Below are 21127 nucleotides of genomic sequence, written 5' to 3' on the forward strand. Positions count from 1 at the left end.
ACAAATTTTTTGATATAATATCTGTCATGTGTTCTCCTTTGTTTTATTTCACTTATAATTTTAAAGGAGTTTCACTCTTTTTTTAATATTTTTTTAAAAAATCTTTTTTTTATGAAAATGACTCAGTTATGGATACACAACTTTTTTTAAGGTCCCAACTTTTTGTTTAATGAACTTTTAGATGATTTATATTGAGATAAAAGCATTTTTTCATCAATAGATTCGTCAGGTGGAACAACAGAATTCACAAATATTATAAAACCAGCAGATGGAATGTTTAATAATCCAAAACCAGTAAATATTATTAAATTATTAATAAATTTACATCCCAATATAAACCTTAGAATTTTAGACTTCTACGCCGGTTCTGGAACAACCGGTCATGCTACTTTACAATTAAATCGTGAAGATGGGGGTAACAGGACTTTCACACTTATTACAAATAATGAAAACAGCATTGGTAGAGATATAAACTATGAAAGGTTAAGAAGAATAAACACGAGAACTAATTTAAATAAGAATGAATATAATCTCACTTGATACAAAAACAACGATCCATATAATTCTAATTTAAATGTATATTGACTTGATAATGATGATTATATTGATATAAGCTTATTTTCAAACATTACTGTTAAAGAAATAGAAGAAAAATGAAAAAACCTAATTAAAAATTTCGGTGTACAAGAAACTAATTTTGATAAAGATGATTTACTTACTGAACTTTTAACCTTAAAACCTTTAATTAAGGATGGTAAAAATTAGTATGAAACTCATAAAACCACAAGAAAAAGTAGTAAAACAACTTTGTAGAGAAGCGCAAGGTCATCTTAAATCCATAAATATAAATGATGAAAATCCTCAAGGTAAAACAGTATATTTTAAAGCACCTACTGGTTCTGGTAAAACCTTTATGATGCTAAATTTCATTCACCAAATGATTGTATGAAATAAAACACATTTTAATAAAGACAAAATAATCTTCATTGTTACAACTTTATCTGTTGCCAAACTACCAGAACAACTAGAAAATAATTTCAATGAATATAAAAGAACCTTAATAAATAATAAAAATTTTCCAATCGAACGAATTGAATCTCCTTCAAATAAGAAAAATTATTCAAGAGAAACCAATTATCAGTTTTTAGCAGCAAATAATAAGGTTTTTATTATAGGTTCTTCATCTTATACTAAAAACACTATCTTAAAAGAAAAAAAGCTATTGAAAACCTTCTCGATGAAATTAAAAATAAAAATTATAAATTAATCTATATCAGGGATGAAGCACATATAGGTTCTGATATAGATAAATCAAAAGGAAATGCTAAAAAAGAACAGACTAATCTAGATGGTTTTGAAAATTTAGTGCAATCTAGAGCACATTTTACTGTAAAAATGACTGCAACACCAAAAGATTACAAAAATCTTATCGAACTAACTGAAAAAGATTTAATGGAAGCAGATATAAAATTATTAAAGACTCAAAAAGTATTTAATAAAGGATTAGGTAATTATAAAGACGGTGATATCGACTTGGAAACAATTTTAAATATCGCATGTAAAGAATTTAAAGAAGTTAAAGCAAGATATAATGATGCAAAAAATGAACCAGATTTAGTCGGGATTAATGCTGCAATGCTTATCCAAGTCGATAACAGCAGCAACATAGATTCTGATAAAAAAGATGAATTCAATAAAAATCTAAGCAAAATAAAAGAAATTTTAAATAAACATAACTTAAAATTTGTGCAATATTTTGATGATGATATTAATGAAAAACAACTTAGAACAAAAGATGGTTATTCTTTGAAAGATATTTCTAAGAACTCTGATAATACCGATGTAATTATCTTTAAAATAGGGGATTCAACAGGTTGAAACATCCCTAGAGCTTGTATGTTGGTGCAACTTCGTAATATTTCTTCAAGCACCTTACCTATTCAAACCATAGGTAGAATCAAACGTAATCCTGTACCAAAAAAGAATCAAAAAGAAAACTCAGAAGCACTAAAATACTATATTTACAGCAATGTCGATCACGAACGTGGAGAAACAAAACAGTTGTATTTAAAAAAAAGAATATAAAGATGAAAAATTTGTCACCGGACGATTAGAAAACTTTAATACAATTAAAAAAGAAAACCAAGCAGAATATGAATTAAAAGTTCAAAATCTTATCAAAAACTTTAACGATACAAATATAAAAACTTTTATAACCAGAAAAGATAATATTATTAATGAATATCAACAGAAAGGTTATATAGTTGCTGAAACAGAAAAATACGGAAACAAAGAAATTAATACTGAAATAATAGAAAATAAAATTGATATGGAACAATATAACTTGTGACAGATTGATAAAAACAGCAATTATCTTACTGGAAATATTTTAACTATAATAGATGCTTTATATCAAAGAATTGTTGATTTTTGTAAAGAAAAAGATAATACACCTGATAAGAATAAGGATGAAAATAAATATTTTGATTACATAATTTACAGATACATTTTTATCAAAAACTATCTTAATGACATTATAAATATTTATAAAGATGTAAAAAAGAAAATGCATGATGAAGATAAAATAGATTTTATTTTAACCAGGGATAATACTCTTCCTGAACAAATACCAGTATATATTGAAAATGAATGTTCAAACTGTCTTACCGTTCCTAAGGACTTTAAATATGCATACACAGATAAAAATGAATCAACAATTAATATAGGGCTCGATTCTAATCCAGAGATTATTTTTGCTAACCATATAAAAGATTTGATTAAGTTTAATAAGGATCTAAGAAATAAACTAAAAATATGAACTAAAAACCCTGTATTCGATGGTATAAAATTTGAATACCTTGATTCAGAACTTAGAAAAACATCGAGTTACACAGATTTTATTTTGAAATAACAAACACATCATATTTATATAGAAGTTAAAAGCGAAAACGATATTAACCCAGAAAAAACAGAAAATATTCTTAATGCTTACAAAAAATATATTGAAAAGTATTTAGAAAAAAATAATAAAAATAATAAAAATATCAATTTATCTCTTTTGGTAGCAAAAGTTAATACCAATGCCAATGATATTAAAATTTCTTATTACGGTGATTCAACCATTTCTTCTGTAAAAGAAATATTAGAGATAAATAATATCGAATTGGTAGATATAATAAAAGCAGAATTAGAAAATTCTCCTACTCTAAAGGAGAATAATGAACAAAACTAGTGTAAAGAAATCTAAATTACAAAAGAATTTAGATGAACTAAAGAAACAAGAAAAAGCTAGAATTGATGAGCTTTCTTCAACTGAATTTAACCAAGACCAAAAAGAAATTGCTAAAGAAATTATTGATAATATTACTAATCCAAATAGAGTGCAATATATCTCACAATTTATTATTCAAAGAGTAAAAATGGGTTTTACCTTCGATGCAGCACCTGAGTCAGATAGTAAAACTATTGCTATTTTAAGAAAAGATGATCAATTATCATTTAATTTTGATAATAAACCTCCAAAAGATCAAAACACCTTAATCATAGGTGAAAACTATGATGCATTAAAGAATCTCATATTAATTGAAAGACATAGACAAAGAAACGGATTAGATTTTAATTACGATGTTATTTATATCGATCCCCCTTTAATACCGAAAGTTCATTAAAAGATGGAAATAAATTAGCAAATGATAAAGAAAACATTGCAGCAAAATCATTTAGTTACCGTGATAAATTCACACAAAATGGTTGACTAAATATGATGAATGAAAGGTTAAAACTAGCAAGAGAATTATTAAAAGATGATGGGGTAATTTTTGTTTCAATCGATGATAATGAACAAGCATATTTAAAAGTTTTAATGGATGAAATATTTGGAGAAATAAACTTTGTAGAGAACTTCATTTTCGCTAAAACTGGTTCAAATAGTGGAAATATAAGAAAAAATGCTGAATATGTTATTTGTTATGTAAAAGACTACAACAAATTTGTTTTTAATGATAAAATAAACAATCCAAACGAATCGGATAGTTCATTGTATTCAAAAGATATTCCAATAAAATCTATTAAATTTCCTGTTGGTTTAGTATATTTTAAGGATTTTGACAACGGTATAATATATAAGGGAAATTATAATAATTTTGAACTTATTAACGATATAAATGTTCTAGAAAACTATAATACAAATGAATTTACTTTATCTGGGAGATCAAAATGAAGTCAAAAGGAATTGGAGAACAGAGTCAATGAGGGGGCATCATTTATTGTGAAACAACACAGAAGTCTTGCTATTCGTTATTTTGAAAAACATTCAAGATTCATCATCCCAAAATTATTAGAAAAAGATAAAACAGGTACAAATATTTACAGTAATAACGAAATGAACGATATTGGAATTAGTTTTTCATATCCAAAACCATCCAAACTTATTAAATATTTATCCAATATTCACCCAAACAAAAACTCTCGTGTTTTAGACTTTTACGCAGGCTCTGGAACAACTGGACATGCTGTTTTAGAACTAAACCGTGAAGATGGTGGAAACAGAACTTTTACACTTGTTACAAATAATGAAAATAGTATTGGTATTGATGTAACCTATCAAAGATTAAGAAGAATAAATACAAATACAGATCTAATTGGTAATGAAATTAATTGTAAGTGATATCAAAAAAATGAACCTTATAATTCTAATTTAAATGTCTACTGACTTAACGAAAAAGAAGATTATATCAATATAGGATTAGAATCATCAAACAATGTTAAAGATTTAAAAGAAAAATGACTAAGTCTTATTAAGAACTTTGGTATAGATAATTCTAAATTTGATTATGATGAACTACTAACTGAATTATTAACCTTAAAACCTTATAAAAAGAATGACTAGAATCGGTGTACTAATAATTAAAATACAAGAAAATTTCTTGTATTTTATTTGCTTTTGTTAAACTATATATATAATTATTAAAATAATTATATATTAAGGAGGTGACATGCAAGTTAAATCAAAAAAAATTAATATTAAAATTAAAGATATTCAAAACCTTGAATTCTTCATCGATGATATTAATGTTTCAGATGGAGATTATTTTAATTTAAACGATATTCTGAACCAAGATTTAAAAAAAATTACAGATGAAACAGGTAAAATCAGGGAACAAATTATACAAAATGAAAAAAATCGACTTACTAAAGAAATACAAGAAAATTTAGAAAAAACTTTCACAAGAGAAATAAAGAATTCAAAAGAATACAATGAACTAAAAAATCAAAAAGATAATGAAATTAATAAACTTATAATTGAAAATGTTGAAAAAACACAAAAACTTGAAAACGAACTTAGGGATAATTATTACAAGCAACTCGAGCAAGAAAGAGATAAGTTAAAAGATAAATTTGAAGCAGAAAAGAAAGATTATAAAAATACTATTTTAAATAAAGAAATTGAAAACATAAAACTTAAACTTCAACAACAACATCAAAAACAATTGATGGAATTAGAAAATAAACTTCAAATTTTAAATGTAGAAAAGCAATCACTTCTAGAAAAGAACGAAAAACTACTTGCTGAATTTGAAGACAAAAAACAGTTATCAACTAAACTTCAAACCGAGTTAGAAACCCTACAAAAATATAGATATAATAAATCAACCAAGGAATATGGTGAGGAATTTGAGAATCATATTTTTAATAAACTCGCAGAAGGCTTTGCTTTTTCAGAAGATGTTAGTTTTGAGAAAACCACCAAACATATAAACAATAGAAAACCCGATTTTAAAATAGATTTTAAAGATTTAAATATCTTAGATGACGATAAAAATTCATATGGGACTATTATAATTGAAGCAAAAAATAGAATTACCGAACAAGGATCAAGAAGAAACAAAGACTTTATTGAAAAACTCGAACAAGATCGAAAAAACTTTAAGGCTGATTTTGCAATTTTAGTCACTGAATTAGAACCTAATAGCGTTCTTTATATTGAAAAAATTTCAGGTTATAACGAGATATTTATTGTTCGTGATGTTGCTTTAATAAATCTTATTTCATTATTAAAAAACATCTTACAAATAAAATATTCATTAAATGCAGACAAAATAGAATTTAATAGTAAAAAAGTAATACTTGAGAAATTCAACGACTTTGTAGAAAAAAATATATTAAATCATATCGAGAAATCAAACAAAGAAATTGAAGGTATTATTGAAAATGCAGATAAGATGCGAAAACTTTTATCTAGCATAGAAGATAGTGCAAATAATATAGCGCATAAACATTTTTCAAAAATGCAGCGTAAGATAAGTGATTTTGGAAAATCAGAATTTATTAAGGAAATTTCTAAACTTGAAAAAGTGGAGCAAAAACTAATCGAGAAAAAGGATTCTGAATAAAATGCAAAAACAGCAAAATAAAGTTACATGAAATATTTTTAAACGCGTTTTTGGTAATAATCCTGCATTAATTTGAAATAACGATTCTCTTATTAGTGATATTAAACAAGAATATCAAAAGAGATGAAACAGAACTTGAGATAACATCGAAATAACTAACGAAGAAGATGATGAGCAATTTGTTAATTTTGATTATGAATTTTTCGAAAATCACGATATTGATGCATTACACGAATTAAATTTAGATTCTGTTAGTGATACAGAAACATATATAAAAGTAAATAAAGATAGTTATGATAATTATTTAAAAGATGCATTAAGTTGATATTTAAATAAATATAATATTCAAAATTCACAAGTTAAATTTATTTCATCGAAAAGTGACTATCAAACCAAGCATATCGATACATTAAAAGCTATCAAGGATAATGAAATAGATTTAATCTTTAACGGAACATTATATGATGTATCAGGCGATTTCGATTATGTTGCACCTTTCTTTATTTATCATAAATCCTTGAACAAATTAGTTTTATTAAGTTATACAGCAAGATGTAAATATGAAATGTATTACAAACATTTCTATATTTATCAAATTTTTAAGACAAACAACATTAATATTAACGATATGTCAGTTTTAATAATAAATCCCTGAGATAGAATACATCGTAAGGTACAAAAAGGTAAAATAAACTTTTATGAATCTTTTGCTGCTGATGTTGCAAAATCTATCCGTAAAATTTCTAAGGATAATCCTAGCACATATCAAAAACAGATGTTTGAAGCATTAGTAAGAACAGGTGATATTAATTTGAAATTAGGCTTTAACCATAATGAAAACAGCCATTTAGAATTTATTAATATTATCAAAAGAAATGGTATTTCATTTTCTCAAAAAACAGCTGACATACTTCATTCAACTGATGAAAAACTTTTTATTATTGAAAATCTTTCAAAAGAAATTACCATTGAATTTCGGTCTTTTAAGATATATAAAAAAATTATTGAAAAAGCATTTAATGAATTTAACAACAAAAGCAACTTTGATGCAATATATAAGTTTTTATCAATTGAAAAAGATAAAAAAATCGAATCCGTAAAAAGTTGATTGAATGACACTTTAAACTATCAAACAAATTCACAAAAAATATGAATTGATGAATGAAACTTTATTAATAAAGAACAAAAAATTGCTTTATATAAACTGTTTATAGGTCCAAATTTTGATGAAATTTCTTTTTCTTTCTTTAGCAAAAAAGAAAAAGAAAATTTAGTTGAATTTACAAGAAAAATAGAACTATATAATAAAAACATTAATTTTTTTAACTTAGATGCTTTGACAAAAATTCTCCCTTTACATCAAAAAGATGCTCGGATCTGTTGATATGATTATGAGGGTTTTTCTGACTTATATCCTCCTTTAAATAATATTGCTCCATATAATCAATTAGTAAATCAAGTTTCTGTTATTATAACTAAAAATGGCATTGAAGAAAAAGTTGAAAATATTGTAATAGATACAAAAGATTTAACTATATATAATTTAGTTGATTTAATCGATGTCATTTATTCAAATAAAGCAGATTGATTTGTTGTATATAACAAAAATTATGAAAATGCACGCAATAAAGAGATTAAGGATTTGGTTACTGAAAATTATCTAAACAACAAAGAATTTGAACAATACATTGATCAAAAATATAAAAGCATTCATTATTTTGCTGGTATGGTGGATTGAATTAATAATCACACAATTGATTTAGCTGATTGTTTTAAAAATTCAAAGCAAGAGAAAAACAATTATGAAAAAATTACTGCTTTTTACGAAGATGGTAATAACATAAAAACAACAAAAGTTGATAAAGATTTTATTAAAGAAAACATAATAACTACTAAAAAACTAATTCATATCAACTTCCTAAAATACTATTTTTCTATTAAGAAAATAGAAAAATACATCACTCATATGAATTTTGATCTGAAAAACAAAATCACACCTTATTCAGAACTTGTAATTCAAAAAGGAACAATGGCAATGGAAGCTGCTATATTAAGATATTTAGGCGCAACCAATGATGCTGTATGACAAAACAATATCGTTCCTAACTTAAAAAAATATTGTGAAAATGATGTTCGTGCAATGATGATGGTCTATGATTTTATAATGTTTTTATTTTCTAAAGCATACGATAATTTATCCGAATTTGAATATCAACTTAAAATGGTTGAAAATATGGAATATACAGTTATAGACGGAAAATTATCTGTTGCAACAAAAAGATAATTTGTGATACAATATCTATTAAATATATCGAGGTTAAATATGAAAAAAGTTATTTTAATAGTTATAGATGGATTAGGATTACGTAAAGAAAGTCAAGGAAATGGTTTTGCATTAGCAAATACACCAACCTTTGATAAATTATTTGCTGAATACCCTAATTCATTAATTCAGGCTTCTGGTGAGTTTGTAGGATTACCAAAAGGACAAATGGGTAATTCAGAAGTTGGACATCTAAATATTGGTGCAGGAACAATTGTGTATACAGGATTATCATTAATTAACAAAGCTTTAAAAGATGGAACTTTTAAATCTGCTCCAGCATTTGTAAAAGCATTTGAGGATGTTAAAAAGAATAATTCAACACTTCATCTAATGGGACTTTTATCACCGGGTGGTGTTCACTCATTAGAAACACATTTATTTGAACTTCTAGATGCAGCATACGAATATGGACTAAAAAAAGTTTCTGTACATGCTTTTGGTGATGGTCGCGATGTTGCACCTCGTTCAATCAAAGCATCAATGCAAAAACTACAAGATATCTGTGATAAATATAATTACAACATCGCAACCGTTTCTGGTCGTTTTTATGCAATGGACCGTGATAAAATGTTTGATCGTGTTGAAAAAGCATACGCATCTTTATTAGGTAATTCGCAAAATAAATATCAAAATGCTCTTGATTATGTTGATTCGCAATATGCTAATGATATTTCAGATGAGTTTTTTATACCTGCACAAAAAGCAAACCTATCAGCAGATTCATTTATAAAAGATGGTGATTCGATTATTTTCTTTAACTTCCGCCCTGACCGAGCTAGACAACTAACTCATTTATTAATTGGTTCGCCTTTATACGAAAATAAACCGTCACAACCTGTTAAAATTAACCAATTTGTTTCAATGATGAAATATGAAGGAATTCAAACAAATATTGCATTTGATGAAATGGAAATTAATATGCCTATTGGTAGGGTTTTGGAAGAAGCAGGTGTAAGTCAATTACGTGTTGCTGAAACACAAAAATATGCACATGTGACTTACTTTATGGATGGTGGAAAAGACATTGTGTTTAAAAACTCAAAAAGAATTATGGTTGATTCATTGAAGGTAGAATCATATGCTGATGCACCACATATGTCTGCTGAAGGTATTACCGATGAGTTATTAAAAAATGCTTTAGATTTTGATGTTTCTATTATGAACTTTGCTAACCCTGATATGGTAGGACATACTGGAAATCTTAAATCTACTATTGAAGCAGTAAGTTTTTTAGATACACAAATTAAAAGAATTATTGATTGAGCACAAAGCAACAATATCACTGTATTTATAACAGCTGATCACGGAAATGCAGAAATAACTGAAGATGAAAGCGGAAAACCAACAACCAAACATACAAGTAGTCCTGTTATGCTTATTTGCACCGATAAATCAGTAAAATTAAAAGATGGATGTCTAGCTAATATTTCACCAACTTTATTAGATTATCTAAATATCCCAAAACCAAAACAAATGGATGAAGAATCGTTATTGATTAAATAACCATATGCTAATGTAATTTATAAAAGTACCTAATTAATAGGTGCTTTTATAAATCAATATTTTTAACATATTTTGCATTATTTTCTATAAATTGTTTACGTGGTAAAACATTTTCACCCATAAGAATTTCAAAAATACGGTCTGCTCTTACTGCATCTTCGATTTGAACTTGTAACATTTTGCGGTTTTTCGGGTTCATTGTTGTGTCTCAAAGTTGAATAGGGTCCATTTCCCCAAGTCCTTTGTAGCGTTGAATTGTTATTTTTTGACTCTGATTAAATTTAGCAATAATTTCTTCTTTTTGTTGGTCATTAAAAGCATATTCTACCGTTCTTCCTTGTGAAATCTTATATAAAGGAGGTTGCGCGATGTAGATAAATCCATATTCTATTAAAGGTTTAAAATAACGATAGAAGAATGTTAATAATAAAGTTCTAATGTGTGCACCATCGACATCGGCATCTGTCATTATAACTATTTTATGGTATCTTAATTTATTAATGTTAAAGGTTTCACCCAATCCTGTTCCTAATGCTGTAATAAGCGACATTATTTCTTCATTTCCAAACACTCTTTCTTGTCTGGTTTTTTCTACATTTAGGATTTTTCCGCGAAGTGGTAATATAGCTTGGATATGACGATCACGACCCATCTTAGCTGACCCACCAGCTGAATTTCCTTCGACTATAAATAACTCTGAAATTTCTGCATTTTTTGATGAACAATCTGATAACTTACCTGGTAAACCTCCGCTTTCAAAAACATTCTTTCTACGAGCATTATCTCTTGCTGCATTCGATGCAAGACGTCCTCTACGTGCAGCTATAGCAATTTCTACTATCTTTTTAGCTAAATCGGGATGTTCATTTAAAAAGCGTTCAAAAGCTTCTGAATAAATCTCATTTACTGCTCTACGAGCATCTTTAGAACCTAATTTCGCCTTTGTTTGTCCTTCGAACTGTGGATCAGGGTGTTTTATTGAAATAATCGCTGTCATTCCTTCAATTAAGTCATCACGGGTAAAACGCTCTGATTCATTTTTAAAAATACTTTTTTCTTGAGCATATGAATTGACTAAACGCATTATTGAATCATAAAAACCAGATATATGTGTCCCACCTTCAATTGTTAGAATATTATTTGTATATGAAATTATATTAGAACGATATAAGTCAAAAAGGTATTGCACAGCTACTTCTACGCCTATAATAACTTCGTTTTGAGTATGTTCATCAATATATTTATATTCTCCTGAAGCATAAATAACATCATTATTCACAGGTTTATAACCTTCATCTACTTCTTTAACATAATCAATTATCCCATTTTCATATCGAAATTCTTGACAAGAATCGTCTCTTTCATCTTTAACTGTAACAAGTAAACCCTTATTAAGGTGAGCTATTTGTTTAGTATGATCTATTATTATATCTTTATCAAAACTCAACTTCTCCATTATTCTAAAATCAGGATGAAATTGAATTTTGGTCCCTGTCTCGTTTGGATCGCAATCAGCAATTACACTTGTGGGTGTTAAAGTTTGCCCACCATTATGAAATTCAGCAAAATAAACTTTCCCATTACGTTTAACTCATGCTTTCATCGAATCACTTAAAGCATTAACAACTGAAGCCCCAACACCATGTAAACCCCCACTAACTTTATATGCATTTGATTCAAATTTACCACCAGCATTAAGTTTGGTTAAAACTACTTCTAATGCACTTATACCAAATTTTGGATGAGCATCAGTAGGAATGCCGCGACCATCATCTTCTACTATTATATTTTCTTCTTTTGTTATTGTTATATGAATATTTTTTGCATATCCTGCCATTGCTTCATCAACAGAGTTATCTACAATTTCTCAAACCATATGATGGAGTCCTGATTTAGATGTGCTTCCAATATACATCCCTGGCCGCTTACGAACATGTTCTAAACCTTCTAAGTGTTTAATATTTGCTGCACTATAATCTTGTGTATTCTTTGCTGACATATTTTTACTCCTAAAGCATAAATATTTTTTAAATTATACCATTTTTGTTATAAATCCCTTGTTTTTATATAGAAAAACCTATGGTTTCGAGAAAATAGTATATAAATTTTCTTTTCAAAAGCCTTTTAAATTACTTTTTGATATCTCTTGTTTTTTAAGTAATTTTACATACATTTGCTTCATTTCTTCATTATATGTATAGTAAGGTGCTTTAGGATTTTTATCTTGAATATAATGAACTCTAGCAAGTCCTTTTTCTACTAATTTAGCATTAATCGAATTATAAAAATCATCTTTTGTTGATAAATATAAAACAGCAACTACCCTTTTATATTTATCAACTTGAATTTGCTGCATATATATTCTTTTATTTTCAATTAATTCTGATGTATATTGCTTTGCTTTCTGTGCATAATCATTTTCATATTTTTGTAGCTTTTCTTTTTTAAAATCTTTTTGAGTCTCAGGTGTATCAATTCCATAGAGCCGTATATGATATTGTTTATTAAATAAATCAGTTGCTATGATTGTATCACCATCAATAACCTTTTGAACCTTTATAGTAATATATTTATGGTTATTTTGTTTATTATGTTGATATAAAAATAAACCACTTGCAGATGCAGGAACAACCAACACACTTAAAAGAATTCATATTCATTTTTTAATTTTTTTCATATTCGCTCCATTTAAATTATTAATGATTTTTAAACACGAACTAAAAAAAGAACAAAAAGCGAACTTATAATCTTTTGTTGTTACCAGAAAGTAAAAAAATGCAGTTTACACTGCAAATCTCTTTATTTACTTAATAATAATGCTATTTCATCTTTGTAAATTGGTCCATCATCTGCTCATGGAGTTTCTAGTATAATAGGAATATTATCAAAATCAGGATCATGAACAAATTTTTTGAGTGTCTCGGTTCCTATTGTTCCTTTTCCGATGTTTGCGTGGCGGTCTTTACGAGAGAAAATTTCGTGCTTTGAATCATTTAAATGTATTACTTTGGTTCTTTCAAGCAGATTTCATCTTTTTAGCTCATTTTTAAAATTTTCATAATCTTGCAAATCATATCCAGAATCCCACATATGGCACGTATCTAAACAAACTTGTACTCGTTCTGAATCAACTCAATCTAAAATAAAACGAATTTGCTCAAAATTTATTCCAATTTCTGTTCCTTTTCCTGCCATTGTTTCAATGCAAATTACTACATCTTTTGTATTTTCAAGTATATATTTAAGTGAATCAACAAGTTGATCAAGTGCTTCTTGTGGTTCAAATTCTGTATATGATCCTGGGTGCAAGACTAATCATTTTAATCCTAAATAATTCATTCTTTTAATTTCTGCTATTAAAAAATCATTTGAAAAAGCATGTTTTGATGGACTTGCTGGATTAATAACATATGGTGCATGAACTATAATATCTTCTTTTGGAATCACATTAGCTCAATTTTCTTCATATTCTTGTAATTTATATTTTTCTACATCTACTCTCTTGGTAGTTTGTGGTGCTCCAAGATAAACCATCATTGTATTTGCACCGTTTTCTTGTGATTCTTTTACTGCCCCAGGTAAATAATGTGGAGCTTTAAAAGAAATGTGAGATCCTAATTTAATCATTGCTTACCTCGTTTTCCGAAGCATTTTGATTTGTTTCATCAATCACTTCAGTGTCCTTTTTTTTATTCTTTTTCTGTATATGTGCTTGCATTTCTGTTAAGAATGCTCCTGCTATAACCCCAGATGGAATAGCTATAATTGCTAAAGCAATCAATGCATTAACTGAAACTATAATTTTTGTAATTGGTGCATGTGGTAGTAAGTCACCATAACCTATTGTAGTTAATGTGATAGTTGAAAAATACAAAGCATCCACAAAATTCTTTACATAACCACTAGATAAATCTTGATAACTTTGATAATTATTTTCAAAATTTGCTAGGTTTGTCTGTAAATTAGGATGTTGTTGTAAGAATTTTTTTGTCTCTATTTCATTTAAATTTTTATAATTTAAAAATTCTTGTCACTGCTTAAAATCAATTTTTTGACTTTCTAATCAGTTTTTTTGCTCATTTTCTAAATATACTGTTTCATTATTTCATATCAATATCGCAAAAACAATTATCACTAAAATTACTAATAACAAAACATATGAGAGCACCTTTTTTTGTTTAGCAAAAACATCTATGATAATCTTAAACGGTGCAAAAAATGCCAACACTATAAATAAACGAATAAATCTAAAAATATTTAAGATTCTAAAGAAATTTATTGCTTTAGATAAAGCAGGTGAAATATGATTACTAAAATCCTCAATCACATGTAAAGACGTTAAAATACACAATAAAATAACAATCCCTGTCCCAGAAAAAATAAATTTTACTGTACTTTTTCACAACTGAATATCTTTATTTAAATTATTATAAATCCGATATGTAACTAAGTGTGCAACATAATCAAAGATAAAAAATGCAAAGGTAATAAGTTGTAATGTAGCAACAGCAGGTCCTCAATAAGGCTTAATCTCTTCGGTTGGTGAAACCAAAGAAAAAACTGAAATTAATGAAGCAAAAATTACTAAACCTACATAACCTAAACGAACAAAACGAATACGTTTAAGTTGATTACCTAAAACATCATCTAATTTTTTCGTTGACCAAACAATTGATGTGAAGATTGTTATAAAATTATCATAATGTTTTTTAAATTTTGACATTATCTTCTTGGTTCTAAAATTTCAATAGGAATTATTTTAGAAATAAATTCATGTGTTTCTTTATAAACTGTAATCATATCATCAATTTTAAAACCTATATTAGGATAATCAATGAATATTTTTGCTGAATAATTCTTCATATTATCATAAATTGATTGATAACCTATATCTGTAAATGTGTATTCACGCACCCCTAATGTAACAGTTAAAGTTACATAAACTTCGTGTGTTGAACATATAATATTTTTAATATTGTTCTTTTTAAGGTAATTATTCAAACGAATAATTTCATCAATTTCTTTTTTGGTACTTAGATGAAAATCATGAATTTCTCAACCATTTTCCGAACAAGCTCTTTCGTATCCTTGAATTCTTTCAGCAATTTGCGAATCACTAAGACGATCATCTTTAACAAAAATTGCTTTTCGATCCTTAGGGTGTGTACTTAACATTACTTTGTTAGTTAAATCATAAAAACCTTTGGTCACATCAGGTTTGATTCAATTTATCCCCCGAACTTGATGTCCGTAAACTATAAATGTTGTATCATCTGTTTTACGAATAAAGTCAAATAATTCTTTATCATATTGTGGAATAAATACAACAATTGATCCGGGTTTTCAAGATAATGCATATCTTATTGAATCAATATATTCGGATGTTGAACTGCCTGAATAAGTTGTATTTACTCTTCTTCCTGTTTTTGCACAAGAAATGGTAATTCCACTTACAATAGATGCATATAAATTTTGCGCTCAAATTGGCATAATAATAAATACCGAATTATCACGACCTCGGATTAAACGGGCTCCTTGATTGGGATAATACTCATTTGCTTTTACTACGGCTTGAATTCTTTCTTTTGTTTTTTTAGACACGTATCCGTTGTTATAAAACCTTGAAATAGTTGAAATAGAAACTTTAGATTGTGCTGCTATGTCTTTATATGATAATTGTTTTTTGATATTCATAATTTAGATTATACCATAAATGGTTAAATGTGGAAATTTTCCACAAGTTCTTTTTTGTAGATTACTAAGTAATTTTTTAAATACAAATTCATAAAATAAATTAAAATATTTTATAATTTATTATAAAACATAAACATAAAAATAATTCTTTAAATCTTTCTTTTTTATTAAAATATATATATGATAAAAGTTAATAACATAGTTTTTAGTTATAAACCTGGGATTTTGCAGCCTGCATTAAAAAATGTTTCATTTCACATCAGAAAAGGTGAATATATAGCTGTTTTAGGTCATAACGGAAGTGGAAAAAGCACCCTTTCTAAAATTTTAGTTGGTTTGCTCAAACCACAACAAGGTTCGGTTTCTATTGATGGTATCGAATATCATCGCACTACATTGGTTCAGGTTCGCAAAAAAATAGGTATTATTTTTCAAAACCCAGATAACCAGTTTATCGGCTCTTCTGTTGAAGATGATATTGCTTTTGGACTCGAAAATCGATGTGTTAACCCAAAATTAATGAAAGATATTATCTTAAAATGTGCTACACGTGTCGGGATGCAAGATCATCTTGAAAGAGAACCTGAAAACCTTTCTGGTGGTCAAAAACAACGTGTTGCAATCGCCTCAGTTTTAGCATTAGATCCAGATGTTATGATTTTTGATGAAGTTACTTCGATGCTTGACCCAAAGGGCCGTCATGATGTTTTAAATTTAATTAAAGAAATTCGTGATTCAAGACAGAAAACTTTAATTTCCATTACACATAATATGGATGAAGCAATTTTAGCTGATAAATGTTTAGTTTTTTCAAATGGTGAATTAGTAGCATTTGGCTCACCACAAGAAATACTAAATAATAAAGACATAATTGATTTAGCGAAAATTGATTCTCCTTTTATTTATAAACTTAGCGAACTTATTAAAGGAATTAATCCAACCTATAACGAACAGGAGTTAATAGACAATATATGCAAGTAAAAACAAACAAAATTACACATATTTTTAATAAAAGAACTCCTTGAGAATTTACTGCTCTCACTGATGTTTCCTTAGATGTTGCTGATGGTGAATACTTAGGGATTATCGGATCAACTGGTTCAGGTAAAACTACTTTAATTGAACATCTAAACGGATTACTTAAACCTTCATTAGGAACAGTAGAATGAACTTTTTCAACTGATATATATAATAAAAAGTTAAAAAACTACCATACAGAAAAATTTCATATCATAAACGATTCACAAAAACGAAGAAAAATTAAAAACCTAAAAGAAATACGTAAGAAAATCGGGATAGTTTTTCAGTTTGCTGAATACCAACTTTTCAAAAATACTATAAAAGATGACATCGCTTTTGGTCCTATTGCATATGGTGTACCTAAAGAAGAAGCATATCAAAGAGCTAGAAAATGTTTGGAAATGGTAGGATTAGGTTCAGAATATTTGTCTCGCAGTCCTTTTGAGTTGTCGGGTGGACAAAAACGACGCGTTGCTATTGCTGGTATCTTAGCAATGAACCCTGATTTTATGGTTTTTGATGAACCTACTGCTGGATTGGATCCTGTGGGTGTGGTAGAAATCTTGGATATTTTAACCAAACTCAACCAAAGCGGTAAAACCATTATAAATGTTACACATGATTTAGACCATGTCCTAGAAAGAGCAAGTAAAGTTGTTGTTTTAAAAGACGGAAAACTTGTGCGACAAGGACAACCTTATGAAGTTTTAAATGATATTCTTTTTCTAAAAGAAAACAATTTACAGCCTCCCAAATTACTCGAATTTGTCTTTAAATTAAGACAAAACGGATTAGATGTACCTAAGGTAAAATCATTAAAAGAACTTGCTGATTTTATCAATTTATCAAGAGAGGATAAATAATGAAAAGTATTTTTGGTCGTTATATCCCTGGTAATGGTTTTCTTTATAATTTCGATCCTCGTATAAAGGTTTTTTTAACTGTTTTATATATTATAATGGTATTTATTGCTAGTTCATTTATTGATTTATTTGTTATTTTACTTCCTTTGGTAATTATTTATCTAGCATCTACTAAAAAAATTAGACCTTTATTTAAGTTACTTAAACTACCTATTTTTATTTCAGTTGTTATTTTCTTAGTTAATTTATATATCATAAATTCTGAATCAGTCTATAATGATCACTATCATAATGAACTTTTTTGAAGTTTTTATACATCTAAATCAGATTTTACCACCCCAATCAGTTGACAGCAATATTATTTAGGAACTAACTTTGATTATTCAACACTTGTAAAAACATTTGGACAAAATGCGAAAATCCAATATGGTGTTTCTTTAAATTCTATCAACAGAACTTTAGCATTGTTTTTAAGAATTTACATAATGGTTTTAATTACATCTTTGCTTACCAACACAACACGGCCTATTTTATTAAATAAAGCAATCGAAGATTTGATTTATCCTTTAAAATTCTTATTTATTCCAACACATATTATCGCTACAATTATCTCGATCGCTTTGCGTTTTATCCCAACATTAGTAGATGAATCGCAAAGAATTATAAAAGCTCAATCTTCACGTGGAGTGGATTTTAAAAATGGTAATTTAAAAGAAAAAATAACCGCATTTACCACCTTAATTATCCCTTTATTTGTTTCATCTTTTCAAAAAGCGGATGATTTAGCAAACTCAATGGAAACTCGTGGTTATGATCCATATGAAAAACGGACAAAATATCGACAAATTAAACCTACTTGAATCGATATATTAGTTTTATTGGCATTTATTGCATTAGCTATAATAATAATTTTTAACTATATTTATTTTAAAAATTATGATTTTAAATTTGGTGCTAACAATACCTTCTCAATAGGTCAGTATATACTTCCAAAATGATATCTTGATTTACGGGTAGTAGGTTAATATATTAACAAAATTCATTTAAGTCTTTTATATAGTCTTAAATGAATTTTTAAATTAAATTTGATTATAAAAATTTTTTTATTATAATTTATACAACATTTTTAAAGTGTCAAGTAAAATTACTTGACAGCAAAGGAGGATATTAATGGTAAAAATAAGACTTAAACGTATGGGAAGTAAATTCAAACCAGTATATAAAATTGTTGCTGCTGATGCAAGAGCTCCACGTGATGGAAGATTTATTGAAGCATTAGGACACTACAATCCATCGACTAAGGAATTTGTTTTAAACAAAGAGGCTACAGTTAAATGATTAAATCAAGGTGCAAAACCTACTGACACAGTTGCGAACCTACTTAAAGCTCACAAAGTATCAAAATAAAATGAAAATCAATTTTTTAACCTTGTTTCCAAATTATTTCACACCTTTTTATCATGAAAGCATTATTCATAAAGCTATTCAGAATAATATTATTGAAATTAATGTTATTGATTTTAGAAATTTCAGTAAAGACAAACACCGTAAAGTAGACGATGAAATTTATGGCGGTGGCCACGGTCTTTTGCTTCAAGTTGAACCAATTGATTTAGCATTAGATTCATTAAAGAATCGTGGTGGTTATAAAATCTTAGTTTCACCACAGGGTAAAACTTTTAACCAACAAATTGCAAATGAATTATCTAAAAAGGATCAAATTACATTAATAGCAGGTAGATACGAAGGTTTTGATGAAAGGGTTGTTGAACTAGTTGACTTAGAATTATCAATAGGTGATTATGTTTTGACAGGCGGAGAACTCCCAGCAATGGTTATTGCTGATAGTATAATTAGATTGCTACCTAGTGTTATAAAAGCAGAATCACATATTAATGACTCTTTTCAAGGACAAGGTTTATTAGATTACCCACAATATACCAGACCAAGAGAATATAAGGGTATGAAAGTCCCTGAAGTCTTGTTTAATGGTAATCATAAAGAAATTGATAAATGAAAACGGGATGCACAATATACAAAAACATTAAAAAATCGTCCCGATATCATTGAAAGGATTCAAAATGAGAAATAAATTATTAGAAATTGTAGAACAAAGTCAGTTGCGTAATGATTTACCAAACTTTCAAACAGGTGATAATGTTCGTGTTTCAGTTCGTATCCGCGAAGGTGAAAAAGAACGTATCCAAGTTTTTGAAGGTTTAGTAATTTCTAAAAAAGAATCAGGAACAAGAGAATCATTTACAGTTAGAAAAATTTCTTATGGAATTGGTGTTGAAAGAACATTCCCTGTACACTCACCTTTAATAGCACACATCGAAGTAGTACGTTCAAATAAAGTTCGTAGAAAAAGATTATTCTACATGCGTGATCGTAAAGGTAAAAGTGCTCGTCTTAAAGAAATTAAAAGATAATATATCCTATCCTCATTTAAACCACGCTGTGGTTTTTTTATCTTTTTGCATAAAACTTATATAATTTATTAGTTAGGAATAAATGAAAAATGGATTTTTAATACTTATTTTGTTTTTGTCTTTTGTTTTTGCTTTTTTACCTTGGTATATAAACAAAAAGACAAAAAACAAACTTAGAAAAAGATGGATAAAAATTAGCATCGGAATTACATTATTAATATACTTTGCTGCAGCAAGATGATTTAGAGATATTGCTTTAATTTCCGAAATTACATCAGCACCTAGCAATGATTTTTATCGAAGCACTGTTTTGTCAAAATCACTTTTACTCGATATATGTCCGATGTTATATTTAATAATTAGCATCCTGTTGATAAATGAAAAAAACCATAAAATAATTTCTTATATCGCTCCGACAGCAGCCCTTTGTGGGTTTTTAACAGTTATTTTTGTTCCTTATACTGAACCACAAGCATCAATAAATTTATGATATATTTTTATCGGTACATCATTAAACAAACTTTATTTTATGTCGCACTTTATTATATATGTTATAGGAGTATATTATTATATATCCTATCACGATAATAAATACAAAGATATAATTTACACAAATATATTCTTCCTTATTCAACTTATATATACTACTATAATGATTTTTGAACTTAACATAACACACAATGCCTCTGGTTTAGTAAATCAGGATTGACAATATGGAGGAGAATTTTACACAATTGCCTCTATTGTACCTATTCCAATTCCATATATTGCAATAGTATTTCACATAAGCATTATTTTCTTAATTTCTTCTTTAGTGTTTTTTAAGGTTTTTCTTTATAGAAAATGACAAAAATTTCTACAAAGAAAACAAGAAATTTTACTTCAAAAAATATAAAA

The 21127-nt window shown here is 27.5% G+C and carries 22 protein-coding genes; 17 read left to right on the forward strand and 5 right to left on the reverse strand.

Annotated features, from left to right (window positions below):
* The first annotated feature begins 162 nt into the window (after positions 1-162).
* From ACXYRP_RS03575 to gpmI, 10 genes are all read left to right on the forward strand, one after another.
* A complete protein-coding gene (locus tag ACXYRP_RS03575) occupies positions 163-765 on the forward strand; it encodes a DNA methyltransferase (RefSeq protein WP_458615234.1) in 603 nt (200 codons plus the stop codon).
* Position 766: 1 nt separating this feature from the next.
* Positions 767-1267 carry a DEAD/DEAH box helicase family protein gene (locus tag ACXYRP_RS03580; protein WP_458597983.1) on the forward strand — a complete coding sequence of 167 codons (501 nt, stop codon included), beginning with the start codon at positions 767-769 and terminating at the stop codon, positions 1265-1267.
* 128 nt (positions 1268-1395) lie between these two features.
* Positions 1396-2085: a P-loop NTPase family protein gene (locus ACXYRP_RS03585; RefSeq protein WP_458615235.1), complete on the forward strand. Its 690-nt coding sequence runs from the start codon at positions 1396-1398 to the stop codon at positions 2083-2085.
* Between the two features lie 244 nt (positions 2086-2329).
* Positions 2330-2911 carry a hypothetical protein gene (locus ACXYRP_RS03590; RefSeq protein WP_458597987.1) on the forward strand — a complete coding sequence of 194 codons (582 nt, stop codon included), beginning with the start codon at positions 2330-2332 and terminating at the stop codon, positions 2909-2911.
* Between the two features lie 147 nt (positions 2912-3058).
* On the forward strand, positions 3059-3232 hold the full coding sequence (locus ACXYRP_RS03595) for a hypothetical protein (protein WP_458597989.1): 174 nt from the start codon (positions 3059-3061) through the stop codon (positions 3230-3232).
* The gene (locus ACXYRP_RS03600; protein WP_458597991.1) at positions 3219-3668 is read left to right on the forward strand and encodes a hypothetical protein; all 450 of its coding nucleotides are present in this window, start codon (positions 3219-3221) and stop codon (positions 3666-3668) included. The genes ACXYRP_RS03595 and ACXYRP_RS03600 overlap by 14 nt, the downstream gene beginning before the upstream one ends.
* A 95-nt stretch (positions 3669-3763) precedes the next feature.
* A complete protein-coding gene (locus ACXYRP_RS03605) occupies positions 3764-4888 on the forward strand; it encodes a DNA methyltransferase (RefSeq protein WP_458597993.1) in 1125 nt (374 codons plus the stop codon).
* A gap of 106 nt (positions 4889-4994) precedes the next feature.
* Positions 4995-6392 (forward strand): DUF2130 domain-containing protein, encoded by a 1398-nt coding sequence (locus ACXYRP_RS03610; RefSeq protein ID WP_458615236.1) that lies wholly within the window; start codon positions 4995-4997, stop codon positions 6390-6392.
* Between the two features lies 1 nt (position 6393).
* On the forward strand, positions 6394-8676 hold the full coding sequence (locus tag ACXYRP_RS03615) for a UU173 family protein (protein WP_458615237.1): 2283 nt from the start codon (positions 6394-6396) through the stop codon (positions 8674-8676).
* A gap of 39 nt (positions 8677-8715) precedes the next feature.
* Positions 8716-10221: a 2,3-bisphosphoglycerate-independent phosphoglycerate mutase gene (gpmI, locus tag ACXYRP_RS03620; protein WP_458615238.1), complete on the forward strand. Its 1506-nt coding sequence runs from the start codon at positions 8716-8718 to the stop codon at positions 10219-10221.
* A 46-nt stretch (positions 10222-10267) separates the two neighbouring features.
* On the opposite strand, the gene gyrB is transcribed toward gpmI, so the two are convergent.
* The 5 genes from gyrB to ACXYRP_RS03645 all read right to left on the reverse strand — a co-directional run bounded on the left by gyrB (position 10268) and on the right by ACXYRP_RS03645 (position 15915).
* Positions 10268-12220, reverse strand: coding sequence for a DNA topoisomerase (ATP-hydrolyzing) subunit B (gyrB, locus tag ACXYRP_RS03625; RefSeq protein WP_458615239.1), 1953 nt, complete (start codon positions 12218-12220; stop codon positions 10268-10270).
* A gap of 78 nt (positions 12221-12298) precedes the next feature.
* On the reverse strand, positions 12299-12898 hold the full coding sequence (locus ACXYRP_RS03630; protein WP_458614782.1) for a thermonuclease family protein: 600 nt from the start codon (positions 12896-12898) through the stop codon (positions 12299-12301).
* 122 nt (positions 12899-13020) lie between these two features.
* Positions 13021-13848 carry a deoxyribonuclease IV gene (locus ACXYRP_RS03635; protein WP_458614783.1) on the reverse strand — a complete coding sequence of 276 codons (828 nt, stop codon included), beginning with the start codon at positions 13846-13848 and terminating at the stop codon, positions 13021-13023.
* Complete coding sequence (locus tag ACXYRP_RS03640) at positions 13841-14944, reverse strand: potassium channel family protein (RefSeq protein WP_458598006.1); 1104 nt, start codon at positions 14942-14944, stop codon at positions 13841-13843. The genes ACXYRP_RS03635 and ACXYRP_RS03640 overlap by 8 nt, the downstream gene beginning before the upstream one ends.
* Complete coding sequence (locus ACXYRP_RS03645; protein ID WP_458598008.1) at positions 14944-15915, reverse strand: LacI family DNA-binding transcriptional regulator; 972 nt, start codon at positions 15913-15915, stop codon at positions 14944-14946. The genes ACXYRP_RS03640 and ACXYRP_RS03645 overlap by 1 nt, the downstream gene beginning before the upstream one ends.
* A 180-nt stretch (positions 15916-16095) precedes the next feature.
* Here ACXYRP_RS03645 and ACXYRP_RS03650 point away from each other — a divergent pair, with 180 nt between their 5' ends.
* The 7 genes from ACXYRP_RS03650 to ACXYRP_RS03680 all read left to right on the forward strand — a co-directional run bounded on the left by ACXYRP_RS03650 (position 16096) and on the right by ACXYRP_RS03680 (position 21125).
* Positions 16096-16896 (forward strand): energy-coupling factor transporter ATPase, encoded by an 801-nt coding sequence (locus ACXYRP_RS03650; RefSeq protein ID WP_458614785.1) that lies wholly within the window; start codon positions 16096-16098, stop codon positions 16894-16896.
* Positions 16887-17798, forward strand: coding sequence for an energy-coupling factor transporter ATPase (locus ACXYRP_RS03655; protein WP_458614786.1), 912 nt, complete (start codon positions 16887-16889; stop codon positions 17796-17798). The genes ACXYRP_RS03650 and ACXYRP_RS03655 overlap by 10 nt, the downstream gene beginning before the upstream one ends.
* The gene (locus ACXYRP_RS03660; RefSeq protein WP_435129613.1) at positions 17798-18823 is read left to right on the forward strand and encodes an energy-coupling factor transporter transmembrane component T family protein; all 1026 of its coding nucleotides are present in this window, start codon (positions 17798-17800) and stop codon (positions 18821-18823) included. Before ACXYRP_RS03655 ends, ACXYRP_RS03660 begins: the two co-directional genes overlap by 1 nt.
* Before the next feature lie 145 nt (positions 18824-18968).
* The gene (gene rpsP / locus ACXYRP_RS03665) at positions 18969-19205 is read left to right on the forward strand and encodes a 30S ribosomal protein S16 (protein ID WP_435129610.1); all 237 of its coding nucleotides are present in this window, start codon (positions 18969-18971) and stop codon (positions 19203-19205) included.
* Position 19206: 1 nt separating this feature from the next.
* Positions 19207-19890: a tRNA (guanosine(37)-N1)-methyltransferase TrmD gene (trmD, locus tag ACXYRP_RS03670; protein ID WP_458615240.1), complete on the forward strand. Its 684-nt coding sequence runs from the start codon at positions 19207-19209 to the stop codon at positions 19888-19890.
* Entirely contained in the window at positions 19880-20230 is a 351-nt protein-coding gene (gene rplS / locus ACXYRP_RS03675; RefSeq protein WP_458598016.1) for a 50S ribosomal protein L19, read from the forward strand. Before trmD ends, rplS begins: the two co-directional genes overlap by 11 nt.
* An 82-nt stretch (positions 20231-20312) precedes the next feature.
* Complete coding sequence (locus ACXYRP_RS03680; RefSeq protein ID WP_458598017.1) at positions 20313-21125, forward strand: DUF5378 family protein; 813 nt, start codon at positions 20313-20315, stop codon at positions 21123-21125.
* Positions 21126-21127: the final 2 nt, after the last annotated feature.

It is taken from the genome of Mycoplasma sp. 5912, assembly GCF_054353835.1.